This is a genomic window from Rossellomorea marisflavi (assembly GCF_001274775.1).
Taxonomy (GTDB): domain Bacteria; phylum Bacillota; class Bacilli; order Bacillales; family Bacillaceae_B; genus Rossellomorea; species Rossellomorea marisflavi.
Window position 1 is genome coordinate 183,110 of record NZ_LGUE01000005.1, and the last position, 22,829, is coordinate 205,938.

General features: G+C 50.2%; 25 protein-coding genes and 1 pseudogene. 21 read left to right on the forward strand and 5 right to left on the reverse strand.

What is annotated here, in order from left to right; all coding sequences use genetic code 11:
- The first annotated feature begins 12 nt into the window (after nucleotides 1–12).
- From AF331_RS16125 to trxB, 13 genes are all read left to right on the forward strand, one after another.
- The gene (locus AF331_RS16125; RefSeq protein ID WP_053429119.1) at nucleotides 13–975 is read left to right on the forward strand and encodes a nucleoside recognition domain-containing protein; all 963 of its coding nucleotides are present in this window, start codon (nucleotides 13–15) and stop codon (nucleotides 973–975) included.
- Nucleotides 947–1,594, forward strand: a complete 648-nt coding sequence (gene ppaX / locus AF331_RS16130; RefSeq protein WP_053429120.1) for a pyrophosphatase PpaX — start codon at nucleotides 947–949, stop codon at nucleotides 1,592–1,594. Before AF331_RS16125 ends, ppaX begins: the two co-directional genes overlap by 29 nt.
- Nucleotides 1,591–2,136, forward strand: coding sequence for an acyltransferase (locus tag AF331_RS16135; RefSeq protein ID WP_053429121.1), 546 nt, complete (start codon nucleotides 1,591–1,593; stop codon nucleotides 2,134–2,136). The genes ppaX and AF331_RS16135 overlap by 4 nt, the downstream gene beginning before the upstream one ends.
- A gap of 331 nt (nucleotides 2,137–2,467) precedes the next feature.
- Complete coding sequence (locus tag AF331_RS16140) at nucleotides 2,468–3,655, forward strand: ATP phosphoribosyltransferase regulatory subunit (RefSeq protein WP_053429122.1); 1,188 nt, start codon at nucleotides 2,468–2,470, stop codon at nucleotides 3,653–3,655.
- Complete coding sequence (gene hisG / locus AF331_RS16145) at nucleotides 3,652–4,275, forward strand: ATP phosphoribosyltransferase (RefSeq protein WP_048016192.1); 624 nt, start codon at nucleotides 3,652–3,654, stop codon at nucleotides 4,273–4,275. Before AF331_RS16140 ends, hisG begins: the two co-directional genes overlap by 4 nt.
- A 21-nt stretch (nucleotides 4,276–4,296) precedes the next feature.
- The gene (gene hisD / locus AF331_RS16150) at nucleotides 4,297–5,571 is read left to right on the forward strand and encodes a histidinol dehydrogenase (protein ID WP_053429123.1); all 1,275 of its coding nucleotides are present in this window, start codon (nucleotides 4,297–4,299) and stop codon (nucleotides 5,569–5,571) included.
- A 14-nt stretch (nucleotides 5,572–5,585) separates the two neighbouring features.
- A complete protein-coding gene (hisB, locus tag AF331_RS16155; RefSeq protein WP_053429124.1) occupies nucleotides 5,586–6,173 on the forward strand; it encodes an imidazoleglycerol-phosphate dehydratase HisB in 588 nt (195 codons plus the stop codon).
- 3 nt (nucleotides 6,174–6,176) lie between these two features.
- The gene (gene hisH / locus AF331_RS16160; RefSeq protein ID WP_053429125.1) at nucleotides 6,177–6,809 is read left to right on the forward strand and encodes an imidazole glycerol phosphate synthase subunit HisH; all 633 of its coding nucleotides are present in this window, start codon (nucleotides 6,177–6,179) and stop codon (nucleotides 6,807–6,809) included.
- On the forward strand, nucleotides 6,806–7,534 hold the full coding sequence (gene hisA, locus AF331_RS16165) for a 1-(5-phosphoribosyl)-5-[(5-phosphoribosylamino)methylideneamino]imidazole-4-carboxamide isomerase (protein WP_053429126.1): 729 nt from the start codon (nucleotides 6,806–6,808) through the stop codon (nucleotides 7,532–7,534). The genes hisH and hisA overlap by 4 nt, the downstream gene beginning before the upstream one ends.
- The gene (gene hisF, locus AF331_RS16170; protein WP_053429127.1) at nucleotides 7,528–8,286 is read left to right on the forward strand and encodes an imidazole glycerol phosphate synthase subunit HisF; all 759 of its coding nucleotides are present in this window, start codon (nucleotides 7,528–7,530) and stop codon (nucleotides 8,284–8,286) included. Before hisA ends, hisF begins: the two co-directional genes overlap by 7 nt.
- Nucleotides 8,283–8,906 (forward strand): bifunctional phosphoribosyl-AMP cyclohydrolase/phosphoribosyl-ATP diphosphatase HisIE, encoded by a 624-nt coding sequence (gene hisIE, locus AF331_RS16175; RefSeq protein ID WP_053429128.1) that lies wholly within the window; start codon nucleotides 8,283–8,285, stop codon nucleotides 8,904–8,906. The genes hisF and hisIE overlap by 4 nt, the downstream gene beginning before the upstream one ends.
- 122 nt (nucleotides 8,907–9,028) lie before the next feature.
- A complete protein-coding gene (locus AF331_RS16180) occupies nucleotides 9,029–10,540 on the forward strand; it encodes a tetratricopeptide repeat protein (protein ID WP_053429129.1) in 1,512 nt (503 codons plus the stop codon).
- Between the two features lie 128 nt (nucleotides 10,541–10,668).
- On the forward strand, nucleotides 10,669–11,616 hold the full coding sequence (gene trxB, locus AF331_RS16185; protein WP_053429130.1) for a thioredoxin-disulfide reductase: 948 nt from the start codon (nucleotides 10,669–10,671) through the stop codon (nucleotides 11,614–11,616).
- 43 nt (nucleotides 11,617–11,659) lie between these two features.
- Here trxB and AF331_RS22540 read toward each other — a convergent pair whose 3' ends face one another.
- The gene (locus AF331_RS22540; protein ID WP_159644293.1) at nucleotides 11,660–11,812 is read right to left on the reverse strand and encodes a hypothetical protein; all 153 of its coding nucleotides are present in this window, start codon (nucleotides 11,810–11,812) and stop codon (nucleotides 11,660–11,662) included.
- A 183-nt stretch (nucleotides 11,813–11,995) separates the two neighbouring features.
- Here AF331_RS22540 and AF331_RS16190 point away from each other — a divergent pair, with 183 nt between their 5' ends.
- Nucleotides 11,996–12,310: a MerR family transcriptional regulator gene (locus tag AF331_RS16190; protein WP_048006705.1), complete on the forward strand. Its 315-nt coding sequence runs from the start codon at nucleotides 11,996–11,998 to the stop codon at nucleotides 12,308–12,310.
- A 183-nt stretch (nucleotides 12,311–12,493) separates the two neighbouring features.
- Here the strand turns inward: AF331_RS16190 and AF331_RS21990 are convergent.
- From AF331_RS21990 to AF331_RS16210, 4 genes and pseudogenes are all read right to left on the reverse strand, one after another.
- Nucleotides 12,494–13,866: pseudogene (locus tag AF331_RS21990) on the reverse strand (IS3 family transposase).
- Nucleotides 13,841–14,191 carry a hypothetical protein gene (locus AF331_RS22545; protein WP_160316574.1) on the reverse strand — a complete coding sequence of 117 codons (351 nt, stop codon included), beginning with the start codon at nucleotides 14,189–14,191 and terminating at the stop codon, nucleotides 13,841–13,843. The pseudogene AF331_RS21990 and the gene AF331_RS22545 overlap by 26 nt, the downstream one beginning before the upstream one ends.
- A 228-nt stretch (nucleotides 14,192–14,419) precedes the next feature.
- Nucleotides 14,420–14,791 (reverse strand): VOC family protein, encoded by a 372-nt coding sequence (locus AF331_RS16205; protein ID WP_053429133.1) that lies wholly within the window; start codon nucleotides 14,789–14,791, stop codon nucleotides 14,420–14,422.
- Nucleotides 14,792–14,923: 132 nt separating this feature from the next.
- The gene (locus AF331_RS16210; protein ID WP_053429134.1) at nucleotides 14,924–15,655 is read right to left on the reverse strand and encodes an alpha/beta fold hydrolase; all 732 of its coding nucleotides are present in this window, start codon (nucleotides 15,653–15,655) and stop codon (nucleotides 14,924–14,926) included.
- 568 nt (nucleotides 15,656–16,223) lie between these two features.
- Between AF331_RS16210 and AF331_RS16215 the strand changes: the two genes are divergently transcribed.
- From AF331_RS16215 to AF331_RS16245, 7 genes are all read left to right on the forward strand, one after another.
- The gene (locus tag AF331_RS16215; protein WP_053429135.1) at nucleotides 16,224–16,940 is read left to right on the forward strand and encodes a GDSL-type esterase/lipase family protein; all 717 of its coding nucleotides are present in this window, start codon (nucleotides 16,224–16,226) and stop codon (nucleotides 16,938–16,940) included.
- A 377-nt stretch (nucleotides 16,941–17,317) separates the two neighbouring features.
- Nucleotides 17,318–17,776, forward strand: a complete 459-nt coding sequence (locus AF331_RS16220; protein WP_048006708.1) for an 8-oxo-dGTP diphosphatase — start codon at nucleotides 17,318–17,320, stop codon at nucleotides 17,774–17,776.
- Nucleotides 17,777–17,827: 51 nt separating this feature from the next.
- Entirely contained in the window at nucleotides 17,828–18,721 is an 894-nt protein-coding gene (rapZ, locus tag AF331_RS16225; protein ID WP_053429136.1) for an RNase adapter RapZ, read from the forward strand.
- Entirely contained in the window at nucleotides 18,718–19,683 is a 966-nt protein-coding gene (locus tag AF331_RS16230; protein WP_053429137.1) for a gluconeogenesis factor YvcK family protein, read from the forward strand. The genes rapZ and AF331_RS16230 overlap by 4 nt, the downstream gene beginning before the upstream one ends.
- 25 nt (nucleotides 19,684–19,708) lie before the next feature.
- A complete protein-coding gene (whiA, locus tag AF331_RS16235) occupies nucleotides 19,709–20,656 on the forward strand; it encodes a DNA-binding protein WhiA (protein WP_048006711.1) in 948 nt (315 codons plus the stop codon).
- A 27-nt stretch (nucleotides 20,657–20,683) separates the two neighbouring features.
- A complete protein-coding gene (locus AF331_RS16240; protein ID WP_048006712.1) occupies nucleotides 20,684–20,941 on the forward strand; it encodes an HPr family phosphocarrier protein in 258 nt (85 codons plus the stop codon).
- Nucleotides 20,942–21,243: 302 nt separating this feature from the next.
- Nucleotides 21,244–22,827, forward strand: a complete 1,584-nt coding sequence (locus AF331_RS16245) for a diguanylate cyclase (RefSeq protein ID WP_053429138.1) — start codon at nucleotides 21,244–21,246, stop codon at nucleotides 22,825–22,827.
- Nucleotides 22,828–22,829 lie beyond the last annotated feature (2 nt).

Genomic DNA, 22,829 nt, shown 5'->3' on the forward strand with positions numbered 1-22,829 from the left:
GGGGGAGACAGCATGCTCGGATCGATCAGAACGGGGGGGCTCGTCGGCTTGAAAACGACCTGGTCCCTTGGGAAGGTGATTTTCCCGATCACGCTTCTCGTCTTCATTCTGCAATACACTCCTGTCCTTCCGTGGGTCATGGACAGGATTGCCCCATTCATGAAAATCCTCGGCCTTTCCGGGGATGCTGCCATTCCGTTGGTACTTGGGAATTTCCTCAACCTCTACGCAGGTATCGGGGGAATCCTCTCTTTGGACCTGACGGTGAAGGAAGTGTTCATCATCGCCGTCATGCTGTCTTTCTCCCATAATCTATTCATCGAGTCCACTGTGGCTTCGAAGGTCGGCGTGAAGATCTGGCTGATTCTGATTGTCAGGATCGGCCTTGCCCTCCTGTCTGCCATTGTCATCAATCTTGTATGGGATGGTGGCGCAGAGCTTGCCCAGTACGGGATGATGCCTGCGGAGCAGGCTGACCCACATGGATGGGGACAAATCATCCTTCTTGGACTTCAGAAAGCGGGTTATGGGGTGATTCAGCTTGCCATCATCGTCATTCCCCTCATGATGATCATCCAGATCATGAAGGACCTGAAGTGGATGGACGTCTTCTCCAGATGGATGGCCCCTATCACCCACGCCCTCGGTATGAATGCCAATACGTCGTCCACCATGGTGACGGGTCTGGTCGTGGGTCTTGCCTACGGGGCTGGGGTCATGATCCAGGCAGTCAAAGAAGAAGGTGTAAGCAAGCGGGATGTGACCCTTGCCTTCATCTTCTTGGTTGCCTGCCATGCCGTGGTAGAAGATACCTTGATCTTCATCCCGCTTGGAATCCCGGTGTGGCCGCTTTTGGCCATACGACTCACCACGGCCATCCTGCTGACGGTGACAATCGCCTACTTCTGGCGGAAAGTCGATGTGAAGAAAGAAAAGGAGCGTCAATATGAGGAAGATTACAACCATACTGTTTGATCTGGACGGAACACTGATCGATACAAACGAACTGATCATTTCTTCGTTCCTCCACACCTTGAACCACTTTTACCCGGGTGACTATGATCGCGAAAGTGTCCTCCCGTTCATGGGGCCGCCCCTTAAAGAATCATTCGGAAAATTGAATCCGGATCAATGTGATGAGATGTGTGCCCACTACCGGGAGCACAACCGGGCGAACCACGATGAGCTCGTCAAGGAGTTCGAAGGGGTCACGGAAACGATCGAAACCCTTCATGAACAGGGCTACAAGCTTGCCATCGTCTCCACAAAGTCACGTATGATGGTCATTCGCGGCCTGGAGCTCATGGGGCTGAAACCATACTTCGATGTGATCATCAGCCTTGATGAAGTGGAGCATCCGAAGCCGAATCCGGAACCTGTCCAAAAAGCATTGGAAGCGCTCGGATCCACACCTGAGGAAGCGCTCATGGTCGGTGACAACCATCATGATATCCTTGGTGGGCGGAACGCAGGAACGTTGTCTGCAGGGGTGGCTTGGAGTGCAAAGGGAAAAGCCCATCTCGAGCAGTATGAACCAGACTTCATGCTCGATACGATGCAGGACATCCTGACGATCGTAGGGGCTGAGGGATGAGACGGACGACAAGGTACCCGGTCGAGGGAGCGAACTCCCTATGGCATGTGTACAAAACCGTCCCCTTCGCCAAGGTGGTGAAGAACTTCCTTGTCATCCAGGCAGGGCGCTACACCCCGTTTCTCGGCTTGAAGAACTGGCTCTACCGCACGTTCCTCAAAATGGAGATCGGGGAGCAGACGTCTTTCGCCCTGATGGTCATGCTGGACGTCATGTTTCCGGAGAAGATCTCCGTCGGCCGGAATACGGTCATCGGCTATAACACGACCATCCTTGCCCACGAGTACTTGATCAAGGAGTACCGGCTGGGGAACGTCGAGATCGGTTCGGAGGTCATGATCGGAGCAAACACGACGATCCTTCCCGGTGTCAGCATCGGTGATGGGGCCATCGTATCTGCCGGAACCCTCGTGCATAAAGATGTGCCACCTGGTGCCTTCGTAGGAGGGAACCCCATGCGCATCATCTACACAAAAGAAGAACTCGCCGATCGCTGGAATGACGACGAGATTTATGGAACCGCCAAAACCGGAAGGGACTGATGTCCTTTCCGTTTTTTTTGAATTGGTGTGGATAAGGGGATCCTGTATAGGATTGGATGTCCGGAGCCGATAGAAAGAGTAGGGTGTATTTTGATGAAGTGAAATACGGTCATCTGTTTTGGAGAGAATGGGAGTATTGAATTCCCGTTCCTTTCAAGTATAGGTGGTCATGTCATTCCTCGCAGGAATCAGCTTCAAATCGGTTGACGGAATCAAAAAGAAGCGCTACACTACATGTAACTTTATTTTATTAGTATATTAGCGAACTAAAGGATTGAGAAAGTTCAATCAAGGGAAAAGATCAGGATACTACGTTCAAAAGGTGGTTCGTATGACAAAGCTATTCATGTTCGAGAAGCCATTGGGGATGAGAGATACATTCCCTGACTTATATGAGGTCAAAGATCAGACGAAAAGCAGGATGGTTGCGGAAATGTCGCGCTGGGGGTACCGCCTCATCGAGACACCGACCCTGGAATACCACGAAACGGTCGGCGATGCTTCGGCCATCCTGGATCAACAATTATTCAAGCTCCTGGATCAGCAGGGACACACCCTCGTGCTGCGCCCGGATATGACGGCTCCCATTGCTAGGATCGCAGCATCCAAACTGCTGAAGGACGAGGCGCCCCTGAGGCTCGCTTATTCCGACAGCGTATTCCGGGCCCAGCAGCGTGAAGGCGGCAGACCCGCGGAATTTGAGCAGGTGGGAATCGAGTGCATCGGTGATCCGTCCGTCAGTGCCGACGGGGAAGTAATTGCCCTGATGGTCGAAACCTTGAGGGAAGCCGGGCTGAAGCACTTCAAAGTCTCGGTCGGTCACATCGGATTCGTCCAGCAATTGTTCAAAGGGATCGTCGGGACCGACGAACGCGCCGATATCCTGCGCCGTTTCCTTTATGAGAAAAATTATGTGGGGTATCGCCGCCATGTTGAGGAGCTCTCCCTATCTTCCATCGATAAAGATCGCTTGAAAGGTTTCTTGAATCTTCGGGGAGCAGATGGGGTCCTTGAAGAAGCGGAAGCCCTCCTTGAAGGAAGCAAGGGGATGGAAGCATTGAATGAACTCCGCGAGCTGTGGGGGATCTTGAAAGACCACGGTGTGGAGGATCATATCAAGTTCGACCTCAGCCTCGTGAGTCATATGAGCTATTATTCCGGCATCCTGTTCGAGGTGTACGGTGAGAATGTCGGCTTCGCCATCGGGAATGGCGGCCGTTACAATAAGCTTCTGGAGAAATTCGGGAAAGATTCAGGAGCGACAGGCTTCGGACTCCGTCTCGATTACGTATTGGAGGCCCTTCAGGTGAAATTGGAGCGTCCTGAGCAGGAATGCATCCTGTACAGCGATGAGCGCAGGAAGGAAGCGTTCGAAATCGCCCGCGAGCTGAGGGGTGAAGGACGATCCGTCGTCCTGCAGAGCCTGCGTGGCGTGAGTGACGTGGATGAGTATACGAAACTATTCAACTCGGTTCATTACTGTATCGGAGCCGGCGGGAAAGGTGGTGGCATCCGATGAGTCTGACCATTGCCATGCCGAAGGGAAGAATTTTTGAAGAGGCCGTCGAACTATTGCGGAGGGCCGGATACGATCTGCCACCGGAATTCGATGATTCACGGAAGCTGATCATCGAGGTGCCGGCAGAAGATCTCCGCTTCATCCTCGCCAAGCCCATGGATGTACCGACTTATGTGGAACACGGTGTAGCAGACCTCGGGATTGCAGGCAAGGATGTGATGCTGGAGGAAGAACGGGATGTATATGAACTCCTCGACCTTCGCATCAGCGACTGTTATCTTGCCGTCGCGGGACTGCCTGATACGAAGATGAGCGAAGTGGCACCGAAAATCGCAACAAAATATCCGAATGTGGCTTCATCCTATTTCCGTGAACAAGGAGAACAGGTGGAAATCATCAAGCTGAATGGTTCCATCGAGCTTGCGCCCCTTATCGGACTTGCAGACCGCATCGTGGATATCGTCTCTACAGGCAGGACCTTGAAGGAGAATGGACTTGTTGAATTCGAAACGATTGTGGATATCACTTCGAGACTGATCGTCAATCCGGTGAGCTACCGGATGAAGGACGAAAAAATAGAAGACCTTGTGGACCGATTATCAAAGGTGATCGGGGAATGAAACCGGGAAGGGGGAACCTCAGTGAACATCATCGATAACATCAAAGGAGCGTCCATCAAGCGTTCCGTGGACAGTGGAACCGAAGAGCAGAGAAGAGCCGTACAGGCGATCATTGCAGAGGTGAAAAAAGCTGGAGATGATGCCCTCCACCGCCTCACGGAGAAATTTGACGGAGTGCACCTCGAAAGCCTGGCTGTTACCCGTGATGAGATCGAGGACGCCTTCTCAGGTCTCGATCCCGAGTTGATCACGATCATCGAGGAGGCAGCGTGCAACATACGGGACTTTCATGAAAAGCAGAAGCGTCCTTCTTGGTTTGAAACGAAAGCGGATGGTACCATGCTCGGTCAGAAGATGACCCCCCTCGACTCTGTCGGGGTGTATGTGCCGGGCGGGACCGCCGCCTATCCGTCTTCGGTCCTGATGAATGTCCTTCCTGCAAAAGTCGCGGGAGTGGAGCGGATCGTCATGGTTTCTCCACCGGGCAAGGACGGGAAGATCCCGGCAGGTGTCCTCGTTGCAGCGGAGATCGCCGGCGTGAAGGAAATCTATAAGGTCGGAGGCGCCCAGGCGGTTGCGGCCCTTGCCTATGGAACCGAATCGATCGCATCCGTCGATAAGATCACCGGACCGGGAAATATCTACGTGGCCCTTGCCAAGCGGGAAGTATTCGGCGATGTGGATATCGATATGATCGCAGGACCGAGTGAAATCGTCATCCTCGCCGATGGGCATCAGCATGCCGATGAAATCGCGGCAGATCTGCTTTCACAGGCGGAGCATGACGTCCTGGCATCAGCGGTACTCGTGACCGATTCAAGTGAGCTTGCCGAAAAGGTTTCCCGAGAGGTGGAAGAGCAGCTTTCAAGCCTTCCGCGAGAAGGGATTGCCAGGAGGTCCATTGAAGAGTACGGCACCATCTATGTCGTTGATTCCATGGAGGAAGGCGTAGAGGTCGTGAATGATCTTGCACCGGAGCATCTCGAGATCCTGACCGCTCATCCGTTCGAAACGATGGCCTCGATCCGCCATGCGGGTGCGATCTTCCTCGGGCGATACAGCTCAGAGCCTGTCGGCGACTATTTTGCCGGTCCCAATCACGTACTGCCCACCAACGGAACGGCGCGATTCTCAAGTCCGTTGAATGTAGATGAATTCATGAAGAAGACGAGCATCATTTCATATAGTGAAGCAGCCCTGAAGGAACATGGCGACAAAATCGCCAAGCTTGCCAGACTCGAAGGGCTCGAAGCCCATGCCAGAGCGGTAGAAATCAGATTCAAGGGTGAAAAGTAAAAGGAGTGCAGACCATGACGAGAAATGCGACTATCACACGTAAGACGAACGAAACCAATATCAGCCTGTCTTTTGGCGTTGACGGGGAAGGGAACTCGAAGATCGAGACCGGAGTCCCGTTCATGACTCATATGCTCGACCTCTTTACCAAGCATGGCCAGTTCGATACGGTCATCGAAGCGAATGGGGATATCGAAGTGGATGATCACCATACAACGGAGGATATCGGCATCTGTCTTGGACAGGCACTGGTGGAAGCCCTGGGTGACAAACGGGGGATCAAGCGATACGGTTCTGCCTTCGTTCCAATGGATGAGGCATTGGCCCAAGTCGTAGTGGACTTGAGCAATCGTCCGCATCTGGAATTCCGTGCCGAGCTACCGAGTCAGAAAGTGGGGACATTCGATACGGAGCTTGTCCACGAATTCCTCTGGAAGCTCGCCTTGGAAGCGCGGATGAACCTTCACGTCATTGTTCATTACGGACACAATACCCACCACATCATCGAGGCGATCTTCAAGGCGCTAGGGCGTGCCCTCGATGAAGCAACGACCATCGATCCCCGTGTGAAAGGGATCCCGTCGACGAAGGGGATGCTGTAAATCATGATCGGAATCGTCGACTATGGCATGGGGAATTTATTCAGTGTCAGCAAAGCACTGGAAAGGCTCGGTGTCCCGTATGTGATCAGCGATGATCAAGAAGAGCTCTTGAAGGCGGACGGGATCATCCTTCCCGGTGTCGGGGCGTTCAAGGATGCCATGGCCCTGTTAGAGTCCACTCATCTGAAGGAAACGATCACGGCCTTTGTGCACACAGGGAAGCCGCTCCTTGGCATCTGCCTCGGCATGCAGCTCCTGTTTGAGGATAGCGAAGAAAACGGCCGTACAAAGGGACTTGGTCTCCTGCCGGGAACGGTCGTCCGCATCCCCAAGGAAGATCGGGACGGGAACACGTATAAAGTGCCCCATATGGGCTGGAATCACCTCACCTACGCCAAGCCGTCCATCCTGACCGAAGGGTTGGGAGAAGGGTACGTGTATTTCGTCCATTCCTATTACGTTCACGAAGGGGCGGCTGATGTGACGGTTGCGTCGGCAGACTACGCCGGCTTGCAGATCCCCGCGGTCGTGAGCCGTGACAATGTATATGGCATGCAGTTCCACCCTGAGAAAAGCGGAGAATTGGGGATGGAGCTTCTTAAGAATTTCACAACACGCGTGGAGGTTAAAGCATGAGTTTTACCATCTATCCCGCGATTGATATGCGCGGTGGCAAATGTGTCAGACTGATTCAGGGAGATTATAATCAAGAAACCATCTACGGGGATTCCCCGTTTGATATGGCTGCTGGCTTCGCGGACCAAGGGGCATCCTGGATCCATATGGTGGACCTGGACGGAGCGAAAGCAGGCTCCCGGGTCAACGGGGAGCATGTGCTGAATGTCGCCAAAAACCTTGGTGCCAAGGTGCAGATCGGCGGAGGAATCCGTACTGAAAATGATATCGACTATTATCTTGATGCAGGGGTCGATCGTGTCATCCTTGGAAGCATCGCGGTATCCCAAACGGAACTCGTGAAATCCTGGATCAAGCGCTACGGGGGAGATCGCATCGTCATCGGTCTCGATGCGAAGGATGGCTATGTGGCCACACACGGCTGGCTTGAGACGTCGGAGCTCACAGCCATTGACCTCGGGAAGGACCTTGCTGATGCAGGGGCGAAGACCTTCATCTTCACGGATATCGCAACAGACGGGATGCTTTCCGGGCCAAACGTCGAAGCGAACCGGGAACTGGCTCGGGCGACCGGCGCCTCCGTCATCGCTTCAGGTGGGGTAAGCTCCCTTCAGGATCTGAAGACGCTGAAGGAAAGCGGTGTGAGCGGAGCCATCTGCGGCAAATCCCTCTATACGGGGAAATTCACCGTGGCGGAAGCCATCAGAGAGGTGACATCATGCTAACGAAACGAATCATCCCCTGCCTCGATGTAAAGGAAGGACGTGTCGTCAAAGGCATCCAGTTCATCGAGCTGCGTGACGCAGGCGATCCGGTGGAGCTTGCGAAGGCCTATGATGAGCAGGGAGCGGACGAGCTTGTATTCCTCGATATCTCCGCCTCCCACGAAGGGCGCGAAACGATGGTCGAGGTGGTTCGGCAGGTGGCAGCAGAGCTTGCAATCCCCTTTACCGTCGGCGGCGGGATCAACTCCGTCGACGACATGAAGAGGATCCTTCGTGCCGGTGCCGATAAAGTTTCCCTCAACACGGCGGCGGTGCTGAGACCGGATTTGATCAAAGAAGGCGCAGACTATTTCGGTTCACAGTGCATCGTCGTCGCCATCGATGCGAAGAAGGATGTAGAGAACGGGACTTTCGGCGTCTATACCCACGGAGGCAGGAAGCTGACAGACCTCGATGCCATCGAGTGGGCAAAAACGGCAGAATCCCTTGGAGCGGGTGAGATCCTCCTCACGAGCATGGACAGCGACGGGGAGAAAAGCGGCTTCCATCTTGAACTGACGAAGGCGGTGAGTGAAGCTGTCTCGATTCCGGTCATCGCTTCTGGCGGGGCAGGGAATGCAGAGCACTTCAAGGATGCCTTCACTGAAGGGCGAGCCGATGCCGCCCTTGCTGCTTCCATTTTCCACTATAAAGAAACAAGCATAGAAGAAGTGAAACGATACTTACGAACGCAGGAGGTGCATGTACGATGACAGAATGGTTTGCAGATGTCGTCTATGATGAGGCGGGGCTCGTACCTGCCATCATCCAGGATGCAGGGACGAAGGAAGTACTGACCCTGGCTTATATGAATGAAACATCATTGAAGAAGACGGTGGAGACCGGAGAGACTTGGTTCTATTCACGGTCCCGGCAGGAACTTTGGCATAAAGGGGAAACGAGTGGGAACACCCAAAAGGTACGGAACATTACGTGGGACTGCGATAAGGATGCCCTTCTTGTGATGGTGGAGAAGGCAGGCCCGGCGTGCCATACCGGTGCGGAAAGCTGCTTCAGTGAAACCGTACACGGGGAGAAGACTTCGACAGGTGCAGAAATCCTGAAGACGCTGGAATCCTTGATTGCCGACCGTGACGCAGAGCGTCCGGAAGGGGCATACACGACCTATCTCTTTGAAAAAGGGGTCGATAAGATCCTCAAGAAGGTAGGAGAGGAAGCATCAGAAGTCATCATCGCGGCGAAGAACCGTGATGCGGAAGAGCTGAAGTGGGAAACCGCCGATCTCTTCTACCACGTCCTGGTCCTCCTGAGGGAGCAAAAACTTCCATTGGATGACGTATTCAACGTGCTGCTCGAGCGTCATAATAAGTAATCCCTCAAGGGGCGGTCCCTGCATATCCTGCGGTGGCCGCCCCTTAAAATATGGTAGTTCAGTAGCGGTGCGTTGTATGTTATACTACGGTAGTTACATTACGAACGTTTCGGAGGATTTTGATGAAAAAAGGGTCAAAAACAGTCAGTGAGCAAGCAAAGGTGCTGTCCTTCGTCCCAACAGGTGAGTATTACTTCACGAAAGGGATGAAAGCATACCACCATCGTGAACTGAAAAAATCATTAAAATATTTAAATAGAGCATTACAACTGGAACCATTGGAGCCGATGATCGCATGTCAGCTTTCCATTGTCCTGACAGAACTCGGTGATTTCAAAAAAGCCAATGAACTGCTGCATGAAATCCTGAAGGATCTGGATCCACGCATGAACGAGTGCCATTACTTCCTGGCAAACAACTATGCGCATCTCGGTTTGTTCAAGGAAGCGTATGAACAGGTGTCCGCCTACCTTGAAAAGGATCGCTACGGTGAATTTGCCGAAGACGCCGAAGATCTCCTCGAGCTCCTCGAACTCGATTCCGACCTGATCACCGATGACCTGTACGAACACGATGACCTGATCGCCAAGCAGGAAAAAGCGAAAACACAGCTGGAGGCAGGCAACTTCCAGAAGGCGGCTGATACCCTTCAAGGTGTGATCAAGGAGTATCCCGAATTCTGGTCGGCTTATAACAATCTCGCCCTCGCGTACTTTTACCTTGGTGAAGTGGAACAGGCCGCTTCCACCCTGGAAGAGGTATTGGAGAAGAACCCGGGGAATCTGCACGCCCTGTGCAATACCGCTGTCTTCTACTTTTATCAGCGGAGATTCGATGAGTTGGATGAGCTCATTCTCGGCCTTGAAAAAGTGCGTCCCATCAACTTTGAACATCGCTATAAGCTCGGAGCGACCTTTGCCCTCATCGGTCATGCGGAGAAAGGCTATGAATGGCTGAAGTCACTGCAAAAGACGGGCTTTGAAGGAGACGCAAGCTTCTTTTACTGGCTTTCACATTCAGCGTTTGAAACCGGCCGTCATGATACGGCCCGTAAGGCGTGGAAGAAGGTGCTCGACCTGGCCCCGGAAAAAGAAGGGCAGGAACCGTGGAGCGGGAAACCGAAAGGGGAAGGATTTGAGAACCATATCTCATCAATCCTGAAAAAGCTCAAGAGCGAAGATGCTGAAGAGCGTCTATTCGGGCTATTCCTGCTGTCTGTATCCGATTATCAGGAAGCGATTCTTTCCCATGCCGACTTTTGTGAGATCGACGATTTGTCCATTGTGGAAAAGCTTTATCTTGCCCAGATCCTGAACGGGCGGGGAGGGAAGTCGGTACAGGTGAATGAGACGCTTGAGTCCATCCATGCGATCGCCCTTCACTTGTATAAGCACCACCATCCGATTTCAAGCGTCACGTCCGGCCTGTACCTTACTTGGTTCAACGTTGCGTATAGGGGTTTGAAAGAAGGAGAAGACTTTAAGAATACAAAAGCTTTCGCTGCTGCGCTGGAGTACACTTGGTACCGCCTCAGAAGCGAAGCAAAGACGAAGAAGGAAGTCAGCGGACGATATGGGATTGCCGTGTCCACGCTGACAAAATATATCGCCACTGTTGAGGATTACCTCTCCTGAGCATATATTTGGACGGTTCTTTCCTAATTTTATAGGATAGACGTAGGAAGTTCATACTAAGGAGGAAACCAAACGGTCCACCCTCCATAGTATTTAAATAAGAACTCTGTTCGGAAGGAGAATCAGCTATGTCAGAAGAGCAAATTTATGATGTCATCATTGCCGGAGCAGGACCTGCAGGCATGACGGCTGCAGTATATACATCCCGTGCGAACCTTTCCACACTCATGCTTGAAAGGGGAGTTCCGGGCGGTCAGATGGCCAACACGGAAGAGGTTGAAAACTACCCTGGATTCGATACGATCCTAGGACCTGACCTTTCCAACAAGATGTTCGACCACGCGAAGAAATTCGGAGCGGAATACGCATATGGCGATATCAAGGAAATCATCGATGGTGAAGAGTACAAGATCATCAAAACCGGTTCAAAAGAATTCAAGGCCCGTGCCGTGATCATCACCACAGGTGCCGAATACAAAAAAATCGGTGTCCCTGGTGAAAAGGAACTCGGCGGACGCGGTGTTTCTTACTGTGCCGTATGTGATGGTGCCTTCTTCAAAAACAAAGACCTCGTAGTCATCGGAGGAGGAGACTCTGCCGTAGAAGAAGGGGTATACCTCACCCGTTTCGCGAACAAAGTGACCATCGTCCACCGTCGCGACGAGCTGCGCGCCCAAAAGATCCTTCAACAGCGTGCGTTCGATAACGAAAAAGTTGATTTCATCTGGAACCATACCATCAAAGAAATCAACGAAGGCAACGGAAAAGTGGGAAGTGTGACACTCGTGTCCACTGAAAGCGGAGAAGAAACAGAATTCAAAGCAGACGGTGTGTTCATCTACATCGGTATGCTTCCGCTGACAAAACCATTCCAAAGCCTGGGCATCACTAATGCAGAAGGCTACATTGAAACGAACGAACAAATGGAAACGAAAGTGCCCGGCATCTTCGCAGCTGGAGACGTACGTGAGAAACAACTGCGTCAGATCGTTACGGCAACCGGTGATGGAAGCATCGCGGCCCAAGCCGTCCAGCACTATGTAGAAGAACTGAAAGAAAAGGTTAAACCGGTATAATACGTTAAAAGCCCTGTGGACTCCGTGTCCACAGGGCTTTTGTTCATTTCTTCCTCACATGGTTCTCCAACAGCAGGGCAAGCTCGGTCAAGGTCAATTTTTCAGCATCCTCCTTCCGTTCATACACCCCCTCTTTCATCAGTCGACAGATGAACTGCTCCTTCTGTTTTTCAACGGCTTCTCGCAAAAAAGGCACTGACTCCACTCCCTTTCTACCTGAATAAGAAAAGTGTAAGAGATTCAGCGGGTGAAATCATCCGTTGTGTAAGCTTTTCTACCTAAATTCTATTTTTCTTGTCAGGTTTCCTCACATAACAATCCAAATTCAGGATGATTCATGTATAATCAAGGTATTCCCTTTTCAGGAGGATGAGTGAGTGTGGAGAAGGAGCCTTCCTATAAGGATAAAAAAGTGATTTCCATTGGGGTCGTCAGTGAGCTTACCGGTTTGACAGAGAGAAAAATCCGGTATTATGAAGAGAAGAATCTGATTTTCCCTGAGCGGTCCAATCGAGGGTACCGAAAGTATTCGTTCCGTGATGTGGAGCGATTGATGGATATTGCCGACCAGCGGGAGGAAGGCGTCACGACCAAGGAAATCAAACACGAGCTGTCTAAAAAAGAGAAAAACGAAGCGAAGCAGAAGATGATCAGGGGTCAATTGAATGCACGGTTCGGAGTACAGAAGAAATAGGGGATCAAATGGAAATCGGACTCTTTCCGCGGAGAGTCCGGTTTTTATTTTGTGCATGAGAGTGGAGTTAGGAAGCGTGTTTGGATTGGTGTGTGATTGTAAGGGAGCGTTCCGTTTCGCTGCGGTCGGCCGCTTTCCTGCGGGGAGTCAGTTGAGCCGCTTCGGCTGTGCACTGGACCCAAATTATTGGACACCCACTTTTTGATTCATTCGTTGTGTGTACAGTCGGTATTCTACCGGGCTCTTTTTACCGAGCGTAGACTTAATTCGCAAGTGGTTGTAGTAATCCATGTATTCTTCTAATTTTCGGTTGAACTCCTTGAGGTTACGAAAGGTTTCTCTGTAGAGAAACTCTGATTTCATGATGCCAAAGAAATTCTCCATCACGGCGTTGTCATAACAGTTTCCTTTCCGAGACATACTCTGAGTGATGTGATGGTCCTTGAGTATCCTTCGGTACTTAGGCATGCGATAGTGCCAGCCCTGATCAGAGTGAAGAAGAAGGTCATCGCCTTCACGTAGACGTTCGACTCCTTGAAGTAACATCGTTTCTACTAAATCAAAGCTAGGTTTCGTGTGAAGCGTGTACGTAATGATCTCTCGATTAAACAGGTCTAACATCGCGGACAAGTACAGTTTCTGTCCGGCAATCTTGAATTCCGTCACATCGGTTACCCATTTTTGGTTCGGTTTCGATGCCATGAACTTTCGGTCGAGGGTGTTGGGCGCCGCTTTTCCAACTTCCCCTTCATAAGACCGGTATTTCTTCTTTCTTACCAGGCACTGGAGCCCTAGGGCTTTCATAATGCGAAGGACTTTCTTTTTATTGATGTCATACCCTTTTGCCTGGAGTACATCCGTAATCCGACGGTAACCATAACGGCCTGAATGACGGCGGAAGATCAAGGTAATTCTTCTTTTCCACTTTCGATCAGGATCCGGTTGGTCCCACTGTTTTTTGATGAAGTAATAGGTGCTTCTAGGGAGGTTCGCTACTTTGATGAGCTGAATCACCGGGAACGCATTCCTTAGTTCAAATACTACTTTCGCTTTGATCTGTTTGGTGATGATTCCTCCTGAACTAAGGCTCTCAGCTTTTTTAAATAAGCATTCTCCATCTCTAAATAGGCGGCGTGTGCTCGTAGCTCTTCGGGAGTCATGTCTTCTAATTTCTTAGGTTGATTGGGTGGTTTAGGAGTCATCGTCAAGGCCCTCATTTCGTTTGAATCGAAGGCATCTCGTCCCCTTTTCTCCCACTTTCTCAACCACCTGCGCACAATACAGGGATCGGGAAGGTGGAAATAGGCAGATGCCTCTCGAATGGAGTAATTCTTGTCCGTAATATAGTGAAGTACCTTTAGTTTAAAGGCAGGAGAATACGATGTATAGGGAAAAGAAAAGGCTTGATCACCATGATGGCGAACCAACTTGACCCAATAGCCCAGCGCAGCAGCATCCACGCCTTCTTGTGAAGCTAAATCTCGAAAACTAACCGTTTCATCCTCCAAGTAACGCTTGGCCAGTTGAAGTTTAAACGTACGGGTGTGCTTGTTCATTTATAACCCCTCCTTTTAGGATTGGGGTGTCTAGTAATAAGGGGGCAGCACACTGCGCCTGCAGGGTCTCAACCTTGCCTCTGTTCCCGCGGGAGTCGTCCGTCCTCCGCTGCACTGCACTGTTCGGTGAAGGATGGGGAGGTTTTATGTTCAACTCCGTTTCTTCTTCTTGCTGTTGAAGTGGGTAGTGATAGTAGTAAGAGCGTTCCTTTTCGCTGCGGTCGGCCGCTTTCCTGCGGGGAGTCAGTTGAGCCGCTTCGGCTGACGCCTGCAGGGTCTCAACCTTGCCTCTATTCCCGCGGGAGTCGTCCGTCCTCCGCTGCACTGCACTGTTCGATGATTGATGGTGATTGTGCTGTTCTGGTCATTTAATGTCCTGTGGGGTCACTTGCTGTTGCATGGGTAGGTGATAGGAGACTGCTTTGATTTCAGCTGCTCTATGGTTCACTTGTTCCAGATCCTCGAAAAAATAGAGTACCTTTTCTTCGTTGCACTCCTATATGACAAACCCTTATCACCTTAGTCTAATTGCCAACATGTAGTGGGAACATCCTCACCAATGAACTTGAAATTTGTTTCCGTCGGGGTCGTGAAAGTGGAAGTAGGCGTGGTCTTCATCGTGTTGGATGTTATCGACTTTGACTTGGTGGTCCGTTAGGTGCTGATGAAATCCGGGTATGTCCGGGGAGGTGAATGCGATGCTGAACGCTTGTTCCTGATCGATGGTGAAATGAGCATATGTTTCATCCCGCGTAGGAACCAGGATGAGGAGGGAGGGACCTTCATTGATCTTCAATATCGCAAGCTCCTCGTTAAGGGACAGCAATTGGAGCCCCAGGATATCCCTGTACCAATTCGCGGACAGTTCCAGGTCTTTTACGGGGATTCGGTTATAATGCACTTGTTCAATAAACGATGTACTCATGTATTCATCTCCTTGTATTGATTTATATGTACAATATTTCATTCTGTCTTCCCCTCTCATTCCCCTGCTTTCCATCTCGAAATAAGGTCCATTTTTTTACATTGGTTAACGTGAGTAAAATGATAAAGGAGTTTATAGCTTGGATACCATTTCTTCAATAGCATGAATGACTAAGTGGGGCTCGTCGATGTGGACGGCATGTCCAGCGTCGTGAAGTATAAGATGATTACTTCTGGTGGAGAGGGAAGCGAGTTGCTTCTGGAATGTCATCCACTGATCCATAGAATGGGTTGTGTGATGGGGCTGTGAACCTCCTGTAATAACAAGCAGAGGAGTTCTCCCTAGATCTATTCCTTTTACTTGCTCCAAACTTTCTTCGAACTCTTCTAGAGAAGCTTCTACTGTGAACTGCCCATAATATTCTCTTTGTACGTTCTGAGCGAATAGTGGTACCATCTTTTTGTTTTGTTCTTCATGAACAGCATCCAACAACATAACACCGGCCACTTCTTCAGGATACAGATTGGCAAATAACCTCACATTCACCCCTCCGAAAGAATGCCCAACAAGAAGGTACGGGGGTTTCACTCCAGCTTTCATAAGTAGGTTTCTCAAGTTTTTAATGATTTGCATACTATGTTTCGGTTTATTGCTTCTTCCGCTCCTGCCGGTGCCATCCCTATCATACAAGAATACATTCGCAAACGATGAAACATCATCTCTAATCGTATTCCAGTTGGTCAAATCCCACCCATAACCTGACTCTAAGACAATCGTTAAACGGTCACTAAAACTCTTTGTGTATTCATAATATAGTTCAACGCCTTCAATGTTCATACTTTGTCCAGTTATATCTACAGTCATAAACCCCTCCGGAAATATGTCCTTACAGAAGTAATTCTCGGGAGCCTTCCATTTCCCTTCCTATTTGTTTGTGAAATCGGATGAAAACCATGTAAATGCTTCTGCAATAAAGGTCTGAAGATTAAACATTTCGTATTAATGGGTTATACCCTCATCAAACTGCGCATCCCTACTAGACCGAAGCGAAGCGAACCGGTCCCACACACCACACCGCATCCCAATAAACAAGGAAAATGATGAACCCACCCTGTAAAATCCAGCACGATTTTCTACCACGCACAAAGTGAAGTGAAGCGGAGGCCGGCCGACTCCTATGGGAAAAGCGGGCAGGGTGAGACCCTGCAGGCTTGCCGAAGCGGCTCACCGCACGCCCCATGGAAAGCGGCCGGCCGCAGCGAAACGAAACGCCCCCTTTCAAAGGGAATCCCCATATTGAACACACTATCCACATCAAAAATAGGACTTCCCTCACAAAATCCACCAATCCAAAAATAAACAGGATTACAACCGCATTTTCAGGGAAAATAACCACACATACATCCAAGTTTAAACGGAAGGTCGGGGTAAGATGAAAGTTTGGAAAATGGTCGGAGTACTGGTGGTTGTGGTCCTCCTGGCCGGAGCTTATTATTTATTCTTCACAGATAAAAAAGAAGCCGCAGACAAAAAATATGTGGTCGCCCTAGGGGACTCCCTCGTATACGGAAAAGGAGACAAGGAGAACTCAGGTTACATCGGTCGCCTGGAGGACAAGGTGAACAAAGAAAAGACGGATGAAACCTACTCATTCGAAAATCTGGGCATCCCTGGTCAAAAGTCAAACCAGCTTCAGAAGCAGCTCATGAAACCGGACGTGACGAAGGATCTGCCAGATGCCGATCTGTTCATCATCAATATCGGGACGAATGATCTGATCAAAAGCAATGGCGGAGATTTCAAGCCTCTCCATCATGATAAGATCGTGGAAGCGAAGGAAGAGTATCTGGATAATCTCGATGAGATCATTGATACGCTCCACACCTTGAATGAAGATGCTCCTATCCTTGTGATCGGGCTGTATAATCCGTATCCGGACCGGGACAGCGACAAGATCGAAGCGTATGTGGATGATTGGAATGAGACGATCATCAAGGAAGTGAAGAAGCAAGAAAACGTGAAATACGTTTCATCCAACCCATTGTTCAAAGGAAAATCGAAAGGGGAATATTTCTCTGATTCCCTTCATCCAAACGGGAAGGGGTATGACCTGATTGCCGATCAAATCATGGATTCTTATAACTTTTGATGCGCATTTCGACAAGGGTCAGCATGGATTCGACAAAGGTTAACAATTCCGTAATACCGTTTTAAATCTGCTGTAACACAGGTGCAATATTTATCGGGTAATATAGAAAATAAGAAATTGACCCCCTTTTAAGTAATAAATCCCTTTTAAGACACAGGACTCGCCTGTGTCTCTTTTTTTTGCCACAAAACTGTAACAGTGGAGCCGGAGGGCCTGTATCGGTCTGCGTGTACCGGGATTTGGACAAATTATTCGATGTTTATCGACATTGTCCCGCCACCGCAGACATTGTGGCTTGTATGCGTTCATAGTATAATAAAAAGAATGATAAAGAATGGGGATTTTTACAGCCCCATAGTCGGATTGAGGTGAATGGAGTGCAGAGAGTTACAAATTGCTTATATCTGGATGGAGACAAGGTTCTCCTTCTTCAGAAACCAAGAAGGAACTGGTGGGTCGCGCCCGGCGGCAAGATGGAGTCCGGTGAATCGATCCGTGACGCCGTCATCCGTGAGTATCGGGAAGAGACGGGAATCTACTTGAAGAACCCTGATTTGAAGGGGGTTTTCACCTTCATCATTAAAGACGGAGATCAGATTGTCCAGGAGTGGATGATGTTCTCGTTCTTTGCAACAGAAGCCGATGGTGTGAACTTCCAGGAGTCGGAGGAAGGTACGATCAAGTGGCATAATATCGAAGAGATCCGGGAGCTTCCCATGGCGGAAGGCGATTTCCATATCCTCGATTATCTCCTGCACGGTAAGAAGACCATTTATGGCACCTTCACCTATACGCCAGATTTCAAGCTTTTGTCCTACCGATTGGATCCGAGCTGAGCTGGGTTTACACGATAGCAGATAGATAGAAACCTTACAGGGGGGAAGAGCATGAGTACGGGTTCAGTAAATGAAGTACAATTAGTCATCATCACCGGGATGTCGGGTGCCGGCAAGACGGTTGCCATGCAGAGCTTTGAAGATCTGGGATTTTTCTGCGTAGACAACCTGCCGCCGACCCTGCTTCCGAAGTTCCTGGAACTGATGAAAGAGTCGGGTAATAAGATGAATAAAGTCGCGGTCGTCATGGACCTCAGGGGAAGGGAGTTCTTCGACCACCTCTTTAAATCACTGGATGAACTGGCGGAAACGTCTTGGGTGACGCCTCAGATCCTGTATCTGGATGCCGATGATGCGGCCCTGGTACGCCGCTACAAAGAAACACGCCGTACCCATCCGCTGGCACCTGCAGGTCTTCCCCTTGAGGGAATCAAGCAGGAGCGGGAGCTGTTGGAAGAATTGAAGGGGCGCGCCCAGATGATCTATATGACGTCGGAAATGAAGCCTCGTGAGCTCCGCGAGAAGATTTTGACGGAGTTCTCAGTGAATAAACAGAGCATCTTCACCGTGAATGTCGTTTCCTTCGGGTTCAAGCATGGCATTCCCATCGATGCCGATTTGGTGTTCGATGTGCGCTTCCTGCCAAATCCCCATTACATCGAGTCCATGCGTCCACGGACGGGCCTCGATGAGGATGTAGCGACATATGTTCTGAAGTGGAACGAGACGTCGAAGTTCATCGAGAAGGTGACGGATCTCCTTTCCTTCATGCTTCCTCAGTATAAGCGGGAAGGGAAGAGTCAGCTTGTGATCGCCATCGGCTGCACGGGCGGCCAGCATCGTTCTGTCGCCTTGGCGGAGTATATCGGTCATCATTTTGAAGAGGATTATGAGACCATCATTTCCCACCGGGACATCCAGAAGAGAAAGGGCATAACAACATGACTGATCAGCCTAAGGTTGTCGTGATCGGTGGAGGGACAGGGCTTCCTGTCCTCCTCCGGGGATTGAAGCGGCACCCGATCGATATTTCGGCCATTGTGACCGTCGCAGATGACGGCGGAAGCTCCGGCCGGCTGCGTGACAGCCTGGACATCCCTCCGCCTGGAGACGTCCGGAACGTACTCGCGGCCCTGTCTGAAGTAGAGCCATTGATTGAACAGATGTTTCAGCATCGATTTGATACAGAAAATGAATTATCCGGTCATGCACTGGGCAATCTGATCATTGCTGCCATGACCTCGATCACGGGGGACTTTGTCCACGCGATCCAAGAGATGAGCCGCGTCTTGAATGTCAACGGGAAGGTCCTTCCTTCTGCGAATCAGAGCGTGGTCCTGAAAGCCGAGATGGAGGACGGTTCCATCGTGACGGGAGAATCAAGTATCCCTGAAGCGGGGAAACGGATCAAGCGCGTCTTCATCGACGCGGATTCGGTGAAACCGCTGCGTGAAACGGTACGCGCCATCGACGAAGCCGATTTGATTGTGATGGGACCGGGAAGTCTATATACTAGTATATTGCCGAATCTTCTTGTACCGGGGATCGGTGAAGCGATCTGCCGGTCAGAAGCGAAAAAGCTTTATATATGCAATATCATGACCCAAGCGGGGGAAACCCTTGATTACTCTGCGAGTGACCATGTAAAGGCGATATTCGATCATATGGAAGTGCCGTGCATCGACTGCGTGCTTGTGAATAAGAAGCAGGTGCCGGAAGAAGTGAAGGCCCTCTACCGCGAAGAGCAGGCTAAGCCCGTCCATTATGACGTGGAGAAGCTGGCGTCCATGGGACTCGAAGTGGTGGCCGAGGATATTCTATCTTACGAAAACCAGCTTGTGCGTCATAATACAGAGAAGGTGGCCGATATGATCTTTTCATATCTGAAGGAGTCACTGGAGAAATAATGTTGTTTGCTAGGAGGTGATGGGGATGTCGTTTGCGTCAGAAACGAAAAAGGAACTTACCAATATCGAGGTGAAGGATTGCTGTGCGAATGCCGAGCTTTCAGCACTGATCCGGATGAACGGATCACTGTCCTTTTCCAATCAGCAGCTTGTGGTGAACATCCAGACCGAGAATGCTGCCATCGCCAGAAGGATCTACACATTGATCAAAAAGGGATACGACACCCCAGTCGAACTCCTTGTCCGGAAGAAAATGAGGCTGAAGAAGAATAACGTCTACATCGTCCGGATCAAGGAAGACTCGAAGATGATCCTGGAGGATTTGAAGATACTCGGAGAGGGCTTCACCTTCATCCATAATATATCCGAAGACCTGATCAAGAAGAAGTGCTGTAAGCGTTCTTATCTGCGCGGGGCCTTCCTTGCAGGGGGATCCGTGAATAATCCGGAAACCTCGTCCTACCATCTTGAAATCTTCTCTCTTTACGCAGAACACAACGAAGCGTTGTCAGAGGTGATGAACTCATTCGGGCTCAACAGCAAGACCCTTGAGCGCAAGAAGGGCTTCATCACGTATCTGAAGGAAGCAGAGAAGATCACGGAGTTCTTGAATGTCATCGGGGCCCATAACGCCCTCATGAGGTTCGAAGATGTCCGGATCGTTAGGGATATGAGGAATTCGGTCAACCGGCTTGTAAACTGTGAGACCGCCAATCTGAATAAGACGATCGGTGCCGCACTGAGACAGGTCGAGAACATCAAGTTCATCGAGAAGCACGTGGGGCTCCAAGTTCTCCCTGATAAGCTCCGGGAAATCGCCGAGCTGCGCGTAACATATCAGGATGTAACCCTGAAGGAACTGGGTGAAATGGTATCCGGAGGGACAATCAGTAAGTCAGGAATCAACCATCGCTTGCGCAAGATTGATCAGCTTGCTGAGAAAATCAGGGCGGGCGAGAAAATCCATTCGTAATCGACGACAAAGGGGAGAGAGTGTCCAATGGTAGAAAAACGCATAGAAGTGAAATTGAAAACCGGTCTTCAAGCAAGGCCCGCTGCACTATTCGTTCAGGAGGCAAATCGCTTCTCATCTGATATTTTTCTTGAGAAGGATGGGAAGAAAGTGAATGCCAAAAGCATCATGGGACTCATGAGCCTGGCTGTCGGCACCGGCGTTTCCGTCAACCTGATTGCGGATGGAAGCGATGAGGATGAGGCAGTGAAAGCACTTGAAGAATTTGTTTCGACCGAGGGGTAATGAAAATCGGCGTCCGTACCATAGGACGCCGATTTTTTAATGGGTCAAACATCCTTATTTTTCTAAAAGAAGAGGAGACCCCTTAAAAATGTCTCAATTTACCCTATTTCAGCCATTCTTTCATGGAAGAGGATTACGGAATTTGGTACATTGGGGAGTGAGAGGTTTTTTCTTACATATGAAGAAAAAATGCTTAATAAAGTATCTAGATAAGATGATTTGGCAGGAGTATAATTAGTTAGCTATGTTGACGGTCTACGGCTGAAAGATCAGCCGATCAATGAGAAAAGGAAGACGGGTATATGGATAAGTATACAAAGCATTTCTTTGAAAATATTCGCAAGAAGCTGTCGGAATGGGAAGTCGCAGAGAAGATCCCCCATGAGGAGGTGTACCGATTCATCCATTCCCTGGCGGGGTCCGCCTCCGTTTTGGGCTTGGATGCAATCGGTAAGAAGGCACGTACCATCATGGATGGGCTCCCGGAGAAAGATTCACGTATGTGGAGTATGACGGAAATCCGGGATGAACTCTTCGACATCATCGAAGCCTGCTATCTTCATGTAGAAGGGGAAATCCCCGATTTCTCCAGGAAATACGAGCGCAGGGGAGAGGGACCGGTTGTCCTCATCATGGATACGGATACCCATTTTCTGATGGAGGCAAAGGAGAAGGGGGAGGCAGAAGGGTGGCATGTGGTGCCTGTCGTCAGTACGGAAAAGGCGATTGGTCTGTACTATGATGTCCGTCCCGACTGCGCGATCCTCAATGTGGATATGGCGGATGATGAAGAGCTTGATTCCTTCAAGCAGAACCTGAAGAGCCACTATGTTCCAGCCGTGATGATGAGTGCCGATAGGAGCAAGGAGGTCCGGGTCAAGGCCTATAAGGTAGGAGCCGATGATTTCATGGCAAAGCCGGTGGACATGGATGAATTCCTTGTCAGGGTCGACCGCCAGCTTCAACGGAAGAAGCACCTCGAATCCCTCGTCCTCATCGATGAGCTTACCCATGTGTATAACCGGAAGTATCTTCAACAAGCGTATTCCAGACTGAAGGATCAAGGGGATCGTCAGCTATGCGTGGCGATCCTCGATATCGATCACTTCAAGAAGGTAAATGATACATATGGCCATCTAATCGGAGATCAAGTGCTTAGGGAATTTGCCGGATACCTTAAACAGAAGGTGGGGGCACAGGACATCATCTTCCGCTACGGTGGAGAAGAGTTCGTCATCCTGTTTCACGGAGCTCCCCTCCATGAAGCAGTGGCCAGATTGAATGTCCTCCGCGAGGACTTCAGCCTTCATACCTTCTTTGCCGGAGAAGCATTCAGCTGTACGTTTTCAGCGGGAGTGGCGGAGATCACCGATCCGGGCCGACCGTTCGAGCACTGGCTTGGTCTAGCGGATACGGCTCTGTATGAAGCAAAGGAAGGGGGCCGGAACCGGGTGAAATCCGAAGTTCTGAGTCTCGACCCTTCTCATGAAAAAATCCTAAAGGTGGCCATCGTGGATGATGACCCCATCATCCGGACCGTGATGAGTGACATCGTGGCGAAGCTTCCCCAACAACCGGGCGTGCGTTATGACGTCAATACGTTCGATAACGGAGAATCCTTCCTCTATGACGAGTGGCATGACCGCGAACAGACCCTCGTCGTCCTTGATGGAGTGATGCCGAAGATGGATGGCCTAGAGGTACTGGAACATCTTCGACGACGTCAGGATTCCGATCGTTATAAGGTAATCATGCTAACCTCGAGAAGGAGCGAACGTGACATCTCGAGATCCTTGCAGCTTGGAGCCGATGATTACATCACCAAGCCCTTCAAGCTTCTTGAGCTCGAGGCGCGTTTGAATCAAATACTGAAAAGAATGAGGTAAGG